Annotated in this window: 13 protein-coding genes; 9 read left to right on the forward strand and 4 right to left on the reverse strand. The window is 69.7% G+C overall.

What is annotated here, in order from left to right; genetic code table 11:
• Positions 1-512 precede the first annotated feature (512 nt).
• Complete coding sequence (locus ACXJKA_RS07350; protein ID WP_456824535.1) at positions 513-1,547, forward strand: aldo/keto reductase; 1,035 nt, start codon at positions 513-515, stop codon at positions 1,545-1,547.
• A 301-nt stretch (positions 1,548-1,848) separates the two neighbouring features.
• Here ACXJKA_RS07350 and ACXJKA_RS07355 read toward each other — a convergent pair whose 3' ends face one another.
• The 3 genes from ACXJKA_RS07355 to ACXJKA_RS07365 all read right to left on the reverse strand — a co-directional run bounded on the left by ACXJKA_RS07355 (position 1,849) and on the right by ACXJKA_RS07365 (position 6,040).
• Positions 1,849-2,130, reverse strand: a complete 282-nt coding sequence (locus ACXJKA_RS07355) for a hypothetical protein (RefSeq protein ID WP_456824536.1) — start codon at positions 2,128-2,130, stop codon at positions 1,849-1,851.
• Positions 2,109-2,498 carry a hypothetical protein gene (locus ACXJKA_RS07360; RefSeq protein WP_456824537.1) on the reverse strand — a complete coding sequence of 130 codons (390 nt, stop codon included), beginning with the start codon at positions 2,496-2,498 and terminating at the stop codon, positions 2,109-2,111. The genes ACXJKA_RS07355 and ACXJKA_RS07360 overlap by 22 nt, the downstream gene beginning before the upstream one ends.
• 134 nt (positions 2,499-2,632) lie before the next feature.
• On the reverse strand, positions 2,633-6,040 hold the full coding sequence (locus ACXJKA_RS07365; RefSeq protein WP_456824538.1) for an nSTAND1 domain-containing NTPase: 3,408 nt from the start codon (positions 6,038-6,040) through the stop codon (positions 2,633-2,635).
• Positions 6,041-6,247: 207 nt separating this feature from the next.
• On the opposite strand from ACXJKA_RS07365, the gene ACXJKA_RS07370 reads away from it, so the two are divergent.
• From ACXJKA_RS07370 to ACXJKA_RS07380, 3 genes are all read left to right on the forward strand, one after another.
• Positions 6,248-6,943, forward strand: a complete 696-nt coding sequence (locus ACXJKA_RS07370; protein WP_456824539.1) for a hypothetical protein — start codon at positions 6,248-6,250, stop codon at positions 6,941-6,943.
• 191 nt (positions 6,944-7,134) lie between these two features.
• Entirely contained in the window at positions 7,135-7,779 is a 645-nt protein-coding gene (locus ACXJKA_RS07375) for a hypothetical protein (protein ID WP_456824540.1), read from the forward strand.
• Positions 7,755-8,402 (forward strand): hypothetical protein, encoded by a 648-nt coding sequence (locus tag ACXJKA_RS07380; protein ID WP_456824541.1) that lies wholly within the window; start codon positions 7,755-7,757, stop codon positions 8,400-8,402. The genes ACXJKA_RS07375 and ACXJKA_RS07380 overlap by 25 nt, the downstream gene beginning before the upstream one ends.
• Before the next feature lie 591 nt (positions 8,403-8,993).
• Here ACXJKA_RS07380 and ACXJKA_RS07385 read toward each other — a convergent pair.
• Positions 8,994-9,200, reverse strand: a complete 207-nt coding sequence (locus ACXJKA_RS07385; protein ID WP_456824542.1) for a WhiB family transcriptional regulator — start codon at positions 9,198-9,200, stop codon at positions 8,994-8,996.
• 187 nt (positions 9,201-9,387) lie between these two features.
• Between ACXJKA_RS07385 and ACXJKA_RS07390 the strand changes: the two genes are divergently transcribed.
• The 5 genes from ACXJKA_RS07390 to ACXJKA_RS07410 are packed head-to-tail and all read left to right on the forward strand — an operon-like array spanning position 9,388 to position 14,518.
• Positions 9,388-10,509, forward strand: coding sequence for an SIS domain-containing protein (locus ACXJKA_RS07390; protein ID WP_456824543.1), 1,122 nt, complete (start codon positions 9,388-9,390; stop codon positions 10,507-10,509).
• On the forward strand, positions 10,502-11,383 hold the full coding sequence (locus ACXJKA_RS07395; protein WP_456824544.1) for a carbohydrate kinase family protein: 882 nt from the start codon (positions 10,502-10,504) through the stop codon (positions 11,381-11,383). The genes ACXJKA_RS07390 and ACXJKA_RS07395 overlap by 8 nt, the downstream gene beginning before the upstream one ends.
• The gene (locus ACXJKA_RS07400) at positions 11,380-12,084 is read left to right on the forward strand and encodes an aspartate/glutamate racemase family protein (RefSeq protein WP_456824545.1); all 705 of its coding nucleotides are present in this window, start codon (positions 11,380-11,382) and stop codon (positions 12,082-12,084) included. The genes ACXJKA_RS07395 and ACXJKA_RS07400 overlap by 4 nt, the downstream gene beginning before the upstream one ends.
• Positions 12,081-13,649 carry an amidohydrolase family protein gene (locus ACXJKA_RS07405; RefSeq protein WP_456824546.1) on the forward strand — a complete coding sequence of 523 codons (1,569 nt, stop codon included), beginning with the start codon at positions 12,081-12,083 and terminating at the stop codon, positions 13,647-13,649. The genes ACXJKA_RS07400 and ACXJKA_RS07405 overlap by 4 nt, the downstream gene beginning before the upstream one ends.
• Complete coding sequence (locus ACXJKA_RS07410) at positions 13,646-14,518, forward strand: polysaccharide deacetylase family protein (RefSeq protein ID WP_456824547.1); 873 nt, start codon at positions 13,646-13,648, stop codon at positions 14,516-14,518. Before ACXJKA_RS07405 ends, ACXJKA_RS07410 begins: the two co-directional genes overlap by 4 nt.
• Positions 14,519-14,521: the final 3 nt, after the last annotated feature.

Consider the following 14,521-nt stretch of genomic DNA (forward strand, 5'->3'; position numbering starts at 1 on the left):
GCGATCTAGCGGGCACGGGGGAGTGCGGAGGACCATCCACCGTCGAGGCGATTGGCGTCGGTCACACCGCGCTTCGCATGACGTCGCTGATCGACTTCACGCCGCCGTGTGCCGTCAACCCTCCATCGACGGGGATCTCGGCTCCGGTGATGGAGGAGGCCTCGTCGCTGAGGAGGAACGTGACCAGCGGGTGACGCAACCCAGATCACCGCGGAGGCGGACGCGGTCGCCTGACGGACGACGGCGGGGGCGCTCCGGTGGCGAGAGCGCCGACGGGTGAACCTGGACGCCCTGTGCGGGCGAGCCGAAGCCGCGCCCCCGCCGCCAGCCGCTGGAGTCGTTCTCGCGTCGAGGGATGACCGCTTTCGCTCAACCGTCGGCGCCTTGCTTGTCCCTTGTGCCTACCCGTCGCCGTGAGGCGAGCGGCYGCGGCGCCTGTTGGTCCGGGCGCAGTGGCGAGCACGCTCGCTGCGTGATGTCCTCGACGCAATCGACAAGCAGGAGGCTCGATCATGCAGTACCGCACTCTTGGCACGAGCGGCACGGTCGTATCCACCCAATGCCTCGGCACGATGACGTTCGGCGCCGAGGCGGACGAGACGGTGTCGGGCCAGATCCTCACGACTTTCGTCGAGCGCGGCGGCACGTTCGTCGACACCGCCGACGTCTACTCCCGCGGGGGCTCAGAGGAGATCCTTGGGCGCTGGCTCGCCTCCCACCCGACGGACGCCCGGCAGCTGGTCGTGGCGACCAAGGGGCGGTTTCCCATGGGCGACGGCCCGAACGACGTCGGCTTGTCCCGGCGCCACCTTCGGGACGCGCTGAACGCCTCCCTGCGCCGGCTCGGCGTCGAGCACATCGACCTGTACCAGATGCACGCCTGGGACGCGCTCACCCCGGTCGAGGAGACTTTCGGGTTCCTTGACTCGGCCGTGGCCGCCGGGAAGATCTCGTACTACGGGTTCTCCAACTACCTTGGGTGGCAGCTCACGAAGGCCGTCCACGTGGCTCGGGCACACCGCTGGTCGGCACCCGTGACGCTCCAGCCTCAGTACAACCTGCTGGTGCGTGGCATTGAGCACGAGGTCGTGCCCGCGGCCCTCGACGCAGGTCTCGGCCTCCTGCCCTGGTCACCGTTGGCCGGCGGCTGGCTCACGGGCAAGTACGAGCGGGACGTCCCACCGCGCGGCGCCACACGGCTGGGCGAGGACCCCGCCCGAGGTATGGAGGCCTGGGAGGCGCGCAACGCCGACGAGCGGACGTGGCGCGTCATCGACGCCCTCCGTGAGGTCGCCGACGACCGCGACGCGACGATGTCCCAGGTCGCCCTGGCGTGGCTTGCGAGTCGCCCGGCAGTCACCTCCGTCATCCTCGGGGCTCGCACCACCGAGCAGCTTGTCGACAACATGGCGGCCGCCGACCTGCAGCTGACCGGCGACGACCTCGAACGGCTGACCGACGCCAGCGCGCCCAGGATCGACGAATATCCGTACGGCGCGGCGGGGGTGGCGCAACGCCACCGCAGCCTCGCGGGGGGCCGCGGATAGCGAGTACGCACGCGTGCCGTCGTCGCGACGCAGCTCAGCTCGGGGGTGCGCGGCTCGCCGCGCACAGAAAGCCCACGCGTTGCGGCGTGCCCGGTCGAGTGCGCGATCCGACAAGGAACGTCGCGGTGACTGGTGCGGGTCGAGCTCCCGATAGCGCTCGGCGCCTAGGTTCGGTCACGCGCGATCTGGTTGCGCCGTTCTTCCTCTCGCTTCGAGTAGGCGGCCGCTCGGATCGGCTCGTCGGATTCCAGGCTCGAGCCCGGGCCGCCGCCGACCGTCGCTGCCGATGCGACGAACCAGGTCAGCACGAACAAGTCGGCATAGCCTCGTGGCGCGTCGAGATAGCCGCCCAGCACGGCGGGGTCGAGGAGAACAGCGCCCGCGCCAGGTTCACCACGTAGAGCGCGAGATAGGCGATGAGCACGCCGGCGGTCAGCGTCACCAGGGTCGACAGGTTGTAGAGACGGGATCTCTCACGGGCTTGGGCGGAGTCGTCGTCGGGTCGGTCCCACAACTCGCCGTCGACGACGAGCCAGCCGGCGACGAGCGTGATGGAGACGATCATCGCCACCACAAGCGCCACCCCGACAGCGAACCGGCCAGGAGCCAGACGGTGGAGTTGATCGTGGCGACTGCTCCGGTCGCGAGTGCGGCGACGAGCGCGGACTTGAGCCCGGGCACCAGGAGCCAGGGGCGATTGGCCAGGACCATTCCCCACAGCACGCGCCAGCGCCCCCCGAGGTGCGAGAGCGGGACGCGCTGCTCGGACGGTGGTGTCTGGTCTGTCATGCCGCTGATGAGCGTGCGCACCGCGCGATGGCTTCGCGCATGCACCCGGAACCCGCCGAGCGCCGGAAGAGACAACACCGCGGTGCGTTGCCGGGAGTCGGTCTTGATCAGCAGATACCGACCGTCGTCATCGCGAAGAGGAAGTTCGGTCAGGCCGACCACCAGGTCCCATCGGCGCTCGCGCGCCTGATCCTGGAGTCGCGGGTCGGGTAGCGCCCTAATCATCCTTAACGGCCGCCCTGCCCGACCGGACCGGCTCACTCTGAGTTCGCCGCCGCACCCAGCTACAGCCGCGCTCATTCCTCGCATGCCGGGGCGTACGGCCGAGCCCCGAGGAGCTCCGCCCATTCCTGCTGGGTGAGTACGCGTCCGGCGATCTCGCACGCGCGTTCCGCCCACGCCGCCGGCTCGGCGACGACGACCTGCCAACGCCCATCGGACTGTTCGTGCGCGACGGTGCGTTCATCGAGCTCGGCGGGTGCGCGGCCCTGTTGGCGCAGGTCGCTGCGAAAGGCCGCCGACCAGTCTCCGAAGTCCGACGTGATGATCGCGCCGTCCGCTCCGGCGGTCACCAGCTCGCCGGTCGGTCGGAACTCGACCGCGGTGACCTCGCCGTCATGATCCCGGAGCGTCTCCGCGATCTCGCCGGTCGCGTTGCTCGCCACGACGACCTCGTTGCCGGCGGCGATGGCGAGCTGAGTGCCGTCTGGGCTGAAGTCGGCCACCGACGGAAAGGACGACAGCGTGACGGTGATGGGTGCTGCGAGCCCCGCGGAGTCGACGATGCGCACCGCCCGCGAGCCATCGCGGACGGCGATGTGGCGGCCATCCGCACTGACGGCGAGAATCCCGGTGCCGGGGATCCGGCGGAGCTCCTTGCCCGATGCCGTGTCGAGTACGACGGTCGGTCCGAACCCGCTGGCGTAGATGCGTGAGCCGTCCGGTGAGAACTTCACCGCACTGTATTGCCAGGCCGGACCGGGCAAGGCCTGACCGGGCGTGGAGGTCGGATCGGAACTGGTCACGCCGAGATCCAGGACTATCGGGCCGGTCGGGTCTCCCGCTCCGACTCGCCACAGGGCGATGCTCACGGGCGACTCAGGCTGCTGTGACGCCGCGAGCGCTGCGAACAGGGATCCGTCGGCCGAGTACTCGACGTCAATCGCGGTCCCGCCCATCCCCTCGTAGGTTGCCACGGCGGAGCGGCCCTGCTCTGCGAGATCGAGCGTTCCCGTTCGCCGAGCACAGCGGGCGTCGGTACAGGGGTCGGATGTCTCGCTGAACGCGACGGCCCCGGAGACGGGATCGACGGCCGATGCCAGCATCATCTTCAAGAACGGGGAGTACTCGCCGAGCTGCGATCTGTCGTCGAGGTCGAACAGGCGCAGGTCGTGGTCGCTGTCGATCACCGCTGCCCGGGTCCCGTCCTCCGCGAGAGACATGCTCGCGGCGCCGACTCCGTCTTCCGGGATGCGGATGATGCTCGTCAGACGGGGTGCGCGGGAGATGACGCGTACGAGGTTGACGCGTGTGTCGGAATCGTCCCAGATGTGGATGGCTTCAACGGCGAGCAGCAGCGCGCGGTCGAAGTCCGGCTCCTCCAGCGCAAGGCCAGCGACCCGCCGGGCCTCTGCGACCGTGTCGCGCTCGCTTGCGAGGTTCGCCTGGAAACTGGCAACGAGGCTCGCCGTCACCGCAAAGACCGCGAGCGCGGCCGCGCCCACGGACACCCAGGAGAGTCGCCGCACCATGCGGCGCTCCTTGCGAAGCTGGTTCTGCGCGGCAGCGAGTCCTGCGGTCTCATTCGCCGCGGAGGCATCGAGGAACTCTCCTTCGACCGCCGTGAGCGCGGGACCGGCCGTGTCCCGCCAGTGCTGGGCGGTCGTCAGTCGGCTGCCGCGGTAGAGCTCGCTGTCGGGTCGTTCCATCGCATCCCAGGCCGCAGCCGCGGAGCCGAGGTGTCGCATGATGCGCTGGCCCTCGACATCATCGGCGAGCCATTCCTTCAATCGTGGCCATTCCCGTGCGAGTGCTTCGTGCGACAGCTGCACGGACTCTTCATCGGTGGTGAGCAGGCGTGCGTCGGCCAACCGGTCGACGATCTTCGCATGGGCGTCGTCGATGGCGATCCGGGTGCGCTCGACCCGGCGAGAAATCACCGCGCCGTCTGCGGAGGATTCGACGAGCCGGAGGAGGATGTCGCGCAGCAGCCGCGCGCCGCCCTCCGACAGTGTCGCGAAGACCTCTTCCGCGGTCTTCGCGACGGCACCGTCGATCTCTCCAGATCCGCGGTAGCCCTCGACGGTCAGAACGCGGCCCTCACGTCGGGACCACACCTGGCGCAGGGCGTGGGAGAGCAGCGGAAGGGTCCGCCCGTCGGCGTCGCGGACCAGGATCTCGACGAGGCCCGGCTCCAAGATGAGTCCGGACTGCTCCGCGGGCTTCTCGATCACGGTCCGCAACCCGTCGGGGCCGAGCGCAGAGAGCATCAGCATGTGCGACTGAATGATCTGGGCGAAGCCTTCGCGATCGGCCAGGTCTCCGAGACGGTCGGCGCGGATCGTCACGACGAGCGAGCCGCGGAACACCATGCGCGACAGGGCGTCGAAGAACTGCCGCACCTCGGCGGGGTCGGCCACGGCGAACGCCTGCTCGCACTGATCGACGATGAGCAGCGACTCCCCGGCAGGAAGATCGAGATTGCGAAGAGCATCGACCGGGTGCTCGCCGGGCGTCACGACGGCGACCTGGACGCCGCGCGCAAGGAACTGCGCACCGATCCCCGCCCTGACGAATGAGGACTTTCCGACGCCCGATGAGCCCGCGACGAGCAGCACGCCGTGCTCCTCGAGCGCCCGCAGTGCCCCGGACAGCTCCTGCTCGCGACCGAAGTACCGTTCTGCGTCACCCGTGCCCGCGGGAGGCAGGCCGAAGTACGGACACTGCGGGTTCGCGGTTCGGAGCACGTGGTCGGACAGCAGCGCGGGATCCTGGCGAAGGATTGCCTGCTCCAGCCCGGCGAGCTCCGTGCACGGATCCAGACCGAGCTCGGCAGCGAGCAGCCCCCGCGCCCTTCGGACGGTGGCGAGCGCGTCCGCTTGCCGGCCCTGCCGGTACTGCGCCACGCTCAACAGGACCCAGCGCCGCTCGCGCAGCGGTGCCTCGGCGACGCGGGCGCGCGCCAACGCGGTCACCTCGTGAACCTCACCTGCCTGGAGCCGCGCGTCCAGGAGCAGCTCCTCGACGCCGAGACGTATCTCCTCGAGGCAGCCGGACGCGATCCTCGCTGGCTCCCAGTCGGGGAGCTCGATGAAGGGTTCGCCCCGCCACAGTGCGAGAGCCTCCGAGAACGTGTGCGCAGCACGCTCGGGCTCACCGAGCTCCAGCTGCTGCGTACCCCGCGTGACGAGTCGTTCGAATTGCTCGGCGTCGACCTCGACGTGCTCCGCGACGAGTCGGTACCCGTGAGCGGTGGTTTCGATCCGCGCCGGCGCGATAAGTCGGCGCAACCGCATGATGCTCCCCGGGACGATATGCGACCACGACGGGGGCGGGTCGTCGCCCCACAGTGCCGCCGCGAGGGATGCGGCCGACAATGGCGCACCCAGGCGGACCGTGAGCGCAGCCATCACCGCACGATCGCGCGGAGCCAGTAGAACCCGGCCGTCGTCGAGCGTCAGTGCTCCCAGAACGTGCACCTCCATGACGCCACCGTGACCCCGACTCCAACATCGGTCAAGACGGCTGATATCGGGCCGATACACACCCGATGGGCGCCGTTATCCTGCTGATACACGCTCGTCCTTGACTGATCGAGCAGCCCCGGCGCTGCATGGATCGAAGGAAAGGACGCGGACATGTGGACATCAACCCGGCGCTCCCGCGCCGCTCACGCGACACGCTCGCGGCGGGTGGGTGTTGCCGTCGGTTTGCTGGCGTGCTTCGGCCTCGCCGCGTGCACCGCGACCGAACCGCCGTCCCCGGCATCGACCGCGGAGGTTGACACGATCGCACCGTTCCCGCAGAGCGGCTTCATCGACCCTGGCACCTACCTCGTCACCGGCTATCCGGTGCCCTTCGAGATCACCGTCTCAGACGGCTGGGAGACCTTCGACGGCGCGAGCCTGGGCAAGGACGACCCAGATCTCGACCCGAATACATGGGATGTCGCCCTGTTGTTTTACCCCGTCACCTATGTCCCGACGGACGCATGCGCCTGGAGGGGCGCGCTCGTCCAGATCGATCCGACGGCTGAAGCGTTCGTCGAGGCGATGACGGCACAGGCGTCAACGGTAAGCACCCCTGCCGTCGAGGTCATGGTCGGCGACTACTCCGGCTTCGAGTTCGACTACGCCGCCGAGAGCGACGTCGACGTCCGCGACTGCGACTTCGCCAAGTTGTGCATCTACTCGGATTTCGCGGAGGACTGCAACGGAAGCTCGTTCGACACTGGGAGTGTGGACGAGCGCCAAACCTACCGAGCGGTCGACCTGAACGGCGAGCGCGCCGTGATCGCGATGGGATCCGACGGCTCGATCAATCCGGCGCTGACGAAAGAGGCACGCGCCATCTTCGACTCGATCGAGTTCGTCAGACCCGACGAGTGACGGTCGGCCCAGTCCTCGCCGTCAGCGGTGAGCCTGCCGTCGACGTGATGCGGACTCCGTGCGGCGTGGGGTCGAACAGTTTCGATGCGCTACTCGCTGCGAGGGATCACACACGGAGTGCGAGTGCGGTACGGCCGGGGGGAAGTCCGATGGTGGCGAAGCGATCCGCAAGGCGGAACCGGGTGGTCAGGATGGCCGACGTCGAGCTCGTCGAACCTCCCGACGCGTCGGCCGCGCCTCTCGATCGGCGTCGCCGGCGCCGCGGGACGGTTTGGCTCTGGTCGGCAGCAGTCGTCGGTGCGGCGGCCGTCGTGATCGTCACTCCGGGCCGGCTGGGCCTCACCACGCCGCCCGACGTGCCCGAGGACTACGTGCTCGCACAGGACTACGTGCTCGCACTGGAGTCGGTCGGTGCGGACGCCGATGAGCCGATCGACAGGCACGGCACCCTCAACGCGCTGGATCTCAGTGCCGATGAGATGCGGCGCTATGAGGACGTGGGGGGCCTCAGTGTCTGGAGCGGAGAGTCTCGAAACGGCACGACGTGCCTGCTCGTGGCCCACCCCGTCCAGGGGCTCAGGGAGGGGATTGGTGCCGAAGCGTGTTCGCGCAAAGGCCTCGACCCCATCGCTGAGCTGGGGCCGTTGTACGGCTTCGACGTGCTTCCCCCCGGAGTCTTCGCCGGCCTGCCGAACGGCAGTGTCATCCGGTTCACGCTCGAGGGCGACCACGTCAACGTCTACGTGCGCGCCACTGATCCGGTCCAGGGCTCGAGCAGTCAGCCCGGCTGGTCCGACGAAAGGACACGCAGATGGACGAGTCGACAAGCCCGATGAACGGCCGTGAGCACGATCCGACGGCGCCCGATGCCATGGGCGGCCAGCCCCCGACGGAGGGCGGACAAGCCGACGGGCCGGCACCGGGCGGGGCTGTGAATCCGTCGCACGCTGCTGCGCTCGAAACCACGCCACGAGATCCACACAACGGGCGTGTGCGACGTGTCCTGCCATGGGGCATCGCCGCGGTTGCAGTGCTGGTGGCGGCCATCGCCGTCGGTGTTCTCGCCGTCAACGAGTCGAGTGAGCCCGTACCGGTGGCACAGCTCACACCGCAGGCCGATCCCGACCAGGGGGCCATTCCTCTCGACGACGAGGCCGCCACGACCATGGGCGGCGTGACGGACGCCGACTTCGTCTCTTACGGCTCGTACGGCGAGCTGCAGATTTGGAGCACGACGACGCCGGAGGCGAAGCCGTGCCTCGCGATAGTCGCGGAAAATCGCATCATCATGGTCCGCTGCTCAGCACCGTCGCTCGACCCCGTCGCCGATCTCGACTTCCCGCCCGACATGTTCCCACCCGCGCCGTCCGGTGACCCGACCTCACAGGTCCGGTTCGTGCTCCACGATGGGCTGGTCGACGTGTACCTGGCACCGAATCCTGAGGGCGGGTTCTACTGACACCAGTGGCGTGAATCGTCTTCCGGCCCGATCGGGACCGCCGAGACGCTCCTGGCGGCGACATCTGTGATGGGCGCGCCAATCAACGTGCACGGTATCGCTGGCCCGCGGTGGCGGTAACACGGCAGTATCGCCCCCTCACCGTATGGCCCGCTCACGGACCTGTGGCTCCTGGGGCAGTGGGGTCCGCGCGTCATCCGGTGGTCACAGGGCGTGTGGACCAGCCCCACCTACGTGCCGCCACATGGCACTCAGTGAACCGGCCAGTTCCGGATCGCCCCGCCGGGCCTCACTCAGGCGGCGATGTGGTCGCCTTCGGAGTCCCGATGACCCGTCCGTCCGCGGAGCGCCCGTAGTCGGTTGTCGCCTGGTTCACCTCCGCTTCCAGGTGGTCCAGGTCGCTCTGGCAATCGGGGCAAGTGACACCCACGATGGCCCCGGCCTCCAGCGTGGCGTTCCATCGGTCCGCATCGGCGTCAGTCAGGTCGAAGGCATCTCCCGCACCACAGGCCAACAGGCAAACTCATCGGAACCCTCCAGGGGGTGCCGGATGTTCGGGTGGTCAGGCCCTCCGGGCCGACGGTGTCGCGGTCATGGCCGCACGATAGCCACACCCGCCCGGGGTCCGCGACGCGGCTTGCCCTCAGGCCCGAACCTCTGTCCCGCCCACACCCCAGCAGACGGACGCCCCTCCGCGGCCGCCAGGGCGCACAGGCCCAGCACCGGGCAGGACCGGCACCTGCGTTTCGCCTCCCGCAGGTCCGCCTGCGATGTACTGATCCAGCCCGGGTCCCCCACGCACGGGGCACCCTGGGCGGCCGCCTCCCTGTGCAGATGGACAGGACGGAGGCCGTGGCCACGATGCGGCGTGCGGTCTACAAGGCGACATGCGTAACAGGCTGTTCACGCGCGAGGGCCGCGACGGAAACACCCCGCTGTATACCGTTTCGACATCAGGTCGCCCGACGGATCGGAACCGCAACCCATGCATGCAGTGCTTGCCAGCCCGCTGCTCGATGCGGCGTCGAGTCCGCTCGACGCTCGTCAGCGGGCGGTCGTGGACCAGGTGTCCGCCGCCGAGCGGGCGCACATCCTGGCGCTGCCGAGTGACGACCCGCTGGATCCGAAGCGCCGAGCGCGGGTCGAGCTGACCGGGCCGGAGCTGTTCGGGCAGGCGGAGGCGGTCGAGGCAACTCTCACGCACAACGCCGACGCGCTTCGCGAGGTGAAGCGGCTTCTGACCGGCGTGAACCTGGTCTACCTCGTCGGCGCCGGCGACTCGCTCGCCGTGATGGACGCCTCGCGGGTTGCGCTGCAGGACAGCCTCGGGGTTCCGTGCATCCCGATCCAGAGCCTCGAGCTCGCGTACTACGGGCGGGGGATCCTCGGGCCGAATGTCGCGGTGATCGCGCTGTCGAGCTCGGGGGAGACGACGCGGACGGTCGAGGCGGTTCTAGTCGCGCAGAACGCTGGGGCGCGGACCGTGGCGCTGACCAACACCGCCGGGTCGACGTTGGAGCGCGAGGCGAATCTCAGCCTGCTGGTGCGGGCGACGCGCAAGGGATGGCCGACGCAGTCGTCAACGGCCGCGCTCGCACTGATGCTGGCGCTGGCGGGCCAGAAGATCGACACCGGGCTAATGCAGGCCGTTCTCGACACGACCAGCGGCCAGATCGCTGCCATCGCCGAGCGGGAGGTCGGGGCCCAGATGGTGCTGTTCAGCGGCGGCGGACCGAGTGCGGCGGCGGCGGTCGTCGGTGCGGCGAAGGTCAAAGAATGCACGCCGGTGCACGCGCTGGCCATCCAGGTCGAGGAGTACCACCACTACAACTCGCAGAAGGCCGGCGAGCCGCTGCTGCTTATCGCGCCGTCCGGGCCGACCGTGCCGCGTGCCGTCGACACCGGCACCGACGCGCGCCGCTGGGGCGGGCGGCTGTACGTGGTCACCACGCAGGGCGAGACGGCGTTCGACAGGATGGCCGACGACATCGTCTTCCTCCCGCCCGTCGACGAGGCTCTCAGCGCGTTGCTGACCTTCCTCCCCGCGCAGCTGCTTGGGTACCACCTGGGCCTCGCGGGTTTTCGGGCGGCGGCAGACCGTGACTGAACAGCGGCCTCTGAACCTCGTCTGCGTCGGGAACCTCACTGTCGACCAGGCCGTGATCGCCAGGCGCAGCAGCCTCGGGATGGGTGGCGACGCCCTCTACGCCGGGCTCGCGGCTCGATTGGCAGGGGCTCGCGTCAAGGTCGTCGCGCCGATCGGGAACGACGCGCCCGACGAGCTGAGAGCAGCTGTCGCGCTCACCGGCACCGATCCCGAGGGCCTGCCGCATCGCGACGAACCAACGGTTCGCAACCGCATCGACTACGCCGCCGACGGCTCCCGCCGATGGACCCTGGAGACCGGCGACGAGCACTTCGAGCGGATGTCGATCCATCCACACGACGTCGACCAGAACGCCCTGACCGCTGACGCCATCCTCCTGTCAGCCATGGGTCTGCACGCGCAGCTCGAGGTGGCGCAGTGGCTCGTCGGAAGGACGAGGGCGACGGTCTACTTCGACCCGCAGGAGGATTACGTCGCAGGCAACGAGGGGAGCCTGCTCGACGCTGTCGCCGCATGTGACGTGTTCCTGCCCAGCGAGGTCGAGGCGTGCGCGCTGGCCGGCACAACCGACCCCGTGGCCGCGGCCCGGTTCTTCCTCACCCGCGGGCCTGGCGTCGTCGTCGTGAAGCTTGCCGAGCGCGGGTGTGTCGTGGTCACCGCGGACGAGTCGGTGCACGTGCCGGCGGACGTGGTCGAACCCGTGGACAGCACGGGTGCCGGCGACGCGTTCTGCGGGGCGTTCGCCGCCGTGCACCTGCGCGTCGGGGCGGTCGAGGCAGCCAGGTTCGCGACGGGTATCGCGCGGACCGCGGTCCTAGGCGTGGGAGTCGACGGGCTGGTCCGGGCACTCCGCGAGAAGGCGAGTGCCGCATGAACATCACCGTGATCAACCCGAACACGTCCGAGGCCCTCACCAGAACGATCGTCGAGGCGGCCCGGAAGGCGACGACGCACACGGTCACGGGAGCGAAGCCGTCCCACGGCGTGCTGTCCGTCGAGAGTCACGCCGAGGAGGCGTGGGCCGCGCTCGGCGTCGTCGAGCAGGTGCAGCAGCACGACGCCACCACCGATGCGTTCGTCATCGCGTGCTTCGGGGACACCGGCGTGACCGCCGCCCGCGAGGTCGCCACCGGGCCGGTCGTCGGGATGACCGAGGCCGCGCTCATCACCGCCGCGCTGCTCGGGCACCGGATCGCCGTGATCACCATGCCGCCGCGGACGATCGTGCACTCGGAGCGCGTGGTGCGGGACCTCGGGCTCGGGCACCGCGTGACGGTGACCGCCGTCGATGCGGCCGTCGCCGAGCTCGAAGAGGGCAGCGCGGGCGTGCTCGACGCGTTCATCGACAAGGGGAACGAAGCAAAGCAACAGGGCGCCGAGGTCGTCGTTCTCGGCTGCGCGGGCCTCGCGGACCTCGTCGACCCCCTGACCGCAGCGCTCGACGTCCCGGTGGTCGAGGGCGTCGCAGCGGCGGTCGTGCTGGCCGCGGGGCTCGTCGCACAAGGTCTCGGCACATCCCGAGCTAGCTCGTTCGGGCGCGTCACCACTCCGCACGTCGCGGAGGTCTGGCGATGAGCCTCCTGTTCACCGACGTCCTCGTGTACGACCGGTCGGTGCCCGCGGGCTACGTCGGCCCGACCGACGTCCTGGTCGAGGGCAACGCGATCGTCGCCATTGGTCCCCGACTGCGTGAGTCCGGACCGAGCGCGTCCGTCCAGACGAACGCGCTCGGCACAGAGGTACGCGCTCGGGCGGAAGGAGCGGACCGGGTCATTCGCGGCGACGGGCATCGGCTGCTGCTGCCGGGGCTCGTCAATGCGCACTTCCACTCGCCCGCGAACCACTTGCGTGGCTCTGTCAGGAGCCTGCCGCTCGAGCTGTTCATGCTTCAGGAGTCGCCGGCGGACCCGTCGCTGACCCCGACGCCGCACGAGGCGTACGTGCGCACCATGCTCGCCGCGGTCGAGATGCTCCAGCGCGGAATCACCAGCGTGCAGGACGACGCGTTCCTCATGCCGACGCCCGAGCCCGAGATCATCGACGCCGTCGGGCAGGCCTACGAAGACTCCGGCATCCGCGCGACGCTAGCCCTGGACCAGCCCGAGCTGCCCGAGAAGGACAAGCTCCCGTTCATCTCCGACGACGCCCCGGAGCTGACCGACTACCTGGCCCAAGGACCCGCGGCGGGTGCCGACGAGCTCCTGGCCGCCTACGACCACCTCATCAGCCGCTGGCACCAGAAGGCGGACGGTCGGATCAGGGCCGCTGTCTCGGTGTCCGCACCTCAGCGGGTCAGCCCGGCGTACTTCGCGTCGCTTCAACAGCTGGCGGAGCAGCACGACCTCGCGGTCTACGCGCACATGCTCGAGACCAGGACGCAGGCCGCCCTCACCCAGCACCCGCGGTTCCACGGGCTGTCGCTCGTCGCGTACACCGACGAGCTCGGCCTGCTCACCGAGCGCACGAACGTCATCCACGCGGTCTGGGTGTCCGACGACGACCTGGACCGGATCGCCGCCGCGAAGAGCACCATCGCCCACAACCCCGTGAGCAACCTGCGCCTCGGCAGCGGCGTCATGCCCTGGCGCGACGTCCTGGAGCGTGGGATCCCCGTCGCGCTGGGCACCGACGAGGCGATCTGCGACGACACGGTGAACATCTGGACCGTCGCCAAGACCGCGGGCCTGATCCACAACGTGTCCGGTCGCGACCCGCACGACTGGCCCGCCGCGCACGAGGTGCTCGACGCCCTCTGGCTCGGTGGTGCACGCGCGCAACGGCTCGCCGGGAAGCTCGGCTCGGTCGAGGTCGGCATGCTCGCGGACCTCACCCTGGTCGAAATGCACGCGCTGCCGTTCACCCCGCTCAACGACCTTCGAGAGCAGCTCGTCTACGCCGAAGACGGCCGGGACGTGGTCCTGACGGCGGTCGACGGGCGGGTCGTCGCGGAGAACGGCCACGTCACCACGGTCGACGAAGACGCGCTGCTCGCCGAGGCCCGAGCCATCTTCACCGCCAAGCAACCGGCGCTCGAAGCGGCCCGGGAGCGCGCGGCCGTCGTCGAGCCCGCCTACCGCGCGATGGTCCACAAGGCCGCCCGGCTCGACGTGGGTGTGCACCGATGGGTAGGAGTCCAGTGACCCGGTACGACTACAGCCCCGCGACGACGAGACCGGCCGGCACCTGGCCGGGCGGGGCCAAGCTCGCCGTCTACGTGTGCGTGGGCGTCGAGGCGTACCGGGTCGGCGGCGAGCACGTCGAGGACACCCTTCCCGGTGTGCCCGCGCCCGACCTCGTCAACACCGCCTGGCGCGACTACGGCAACCGCGTCGGCGCGTTCCGGCTGTTCGACCGCCTCTCCGACTTCGGCATCGCGCCGACCGTCCTGCTCAACACGGACGTCTACGACGAGGCTCCCGACGTGCTCGAGGCGGCCCGCAAGCACGGCGCCGAGATCGTCGGGCACGGGCTGAGCAACTCCGACTCCCTCGCGGACGTGCCCGACGAAGCGGCCTACCTGAGGGCGGTCGCGGACCGCATCCACGACGCGGAGGGCACGGCACCCGGTGGGTGGTCCAGCCCGTGGCTCACGCACACCCCGGCGACGATCGACCTGCTCGCGGCCTCCGGGTACCGATACCTGCTCGACCTGCGGGTCGACGACCAGCCCGTCTGGCTGCGCACCAACAACGGCCCGCTGCTCGCCATCCCGTACAACGCCGAGGTCAACGACTCCAGCACGATCATCGGCCGCGACGTCACCGCCCGGGACTTCGCGGACATGATCGTCGACGAGCTCGACGAGCTGCTTCTCGCGGCGCAGGACCGCCCGCTCGTCATGTCCGTGGTGCTGCACTCGTTCATCTCCGGCGCGCCGTTCCGCCTGCGCGCCCTGACCCGTGCGCTGGAGCACCTCGCTTCGCGCAGCGACGAGGTCTGGTTCACGACGCCCGACGAGATCCACGCGGCCGTCGTCGCGAACCCGTCGATCTTCGGGGCGCCACGATGACGG

The sequence above is a fragment of the Cellulomonas sp. P5_E12 genome (genome assembly GCF_054049315.1).

What these genes read in the sequence shown, in the direction of transcription:
- ACXJKA_RS07375 (WP_456824540.1), top strand. Translation starts at nt 7,135, where the DNA reads ATGGCCGACGTCGAGCTCGTCGAACCTCCCGACGCGTCGGCCGCGCCT.
- ACXJKA_RS07400 (WP_456824545.1), top strand. Translation starts at nt 11,380, where the DNA reads ATGAACATCACCGTGATCAACCCGAACACGTCCGAGGCCCTCACCAGA.
- ACXJKA_RS07350 (WP_456824535.1), top strand. Translation starts at nt 513, where the DNA reads ATGCAGTACCGCACTCTTGGCACGAGCGGCACGGTCGTATCCACCCAA.
- ACXJKA_RS07390 (WP_456824543.1), top strand. Translation starts at nt 9,388, where the DNA reads ATGCATGCAGTGCTTGCCAGCCCGCTGCTCGATGCGGCGTCGAGTCCG.
- ACXJKA_RS07405 (WP_456824546.1), top strand. Translation starts at nt 12,081, where the DNA reads ATGAGCCTCCTGTTCACCGACGTCCTCGTGTACGACCGGTCGGTGCCC.
- ACXJKA_RS07380 (WP_456824541.1), top strand. Translation starts at nt 7,755, where the DNA reads ATGGACGAGTCGACAAGCCCGATGAACGGCCGTGAGCACGATCCGACG.
- ACXJKA_RS07365 (WP_456824538.1), bottom strand. Translation starts at nt 6,040, where the DNA reads ATGGAGGTGCACGTTCTGGGAGCACTGACGCTCGACGACGGCCGGGTT.